This window comes from Candidatus Termitispirillum reticulitermitis (genome assembly GCF_054655775.1).
In genome coordinates, this window is record NZ_BAAIHG010000237.1 from 1 (window position 1) to 541 (window position 541).

The 541-nt window shown below is 42.3% G+C and carries 1 protein-coding gene; it reads right to left on the reverse strand.

Annotated elements, in window-relative coordinates:
• Positions 1-80: 80 nt before the first annotated feature.
• The coding region (locus tag AC1MDJ_RS08510; protein WP_479690476.1) for a hypothetical protein at positions 81-541 on the reverse strand (461 nt) is incomplete at its 5' end.

The following is a 541-nucleotide window of genomic DNA, read 5'->3' on the forward strand; positions in this document are numbered from 1 at the left end:
GTTGAAAGACGGGAGCAATTATAACAGTTGTGAACCACTTGACAAATAGTGATGGCGAACTAACAAATGACTAAACATATTCAATCCCGAAGTGCTGTTTTTTCTGCTGACCACGCAGCTGTGTTCCCTATGTTATTGGCAGTAATCTCGCTAGCACTATGTGCATCAAAATTCGTGGTCTCGTGAAATATTACATTGATTAGTGCCTTAGGGTCGGCTAAATCCACTTCGCCCAAATTTATATTGATTGTTTGAATCGTTCCATCAGCACTTCTATAAGCCAATCCTGCTACATTGCCATATACGTTTGAGATAGACAGCTCACCCGCAAACCCACCATTTTCCGCCGCTATGTCTATTACCGCCTGCAATACTTGCTTGACTTCCTTGTCGGTATAGTGCGTTGCTCCATTCAGCACGTCCTTAAACTGCGCTAAAGCTCTCTTTACTTTCCCGTCATTCTCTATATAGTCACTAATAGCACCAAGAATACTCTTGTTCTCGTCCGTAGCCGCATTGTATATAGAACGGCTAACTATAT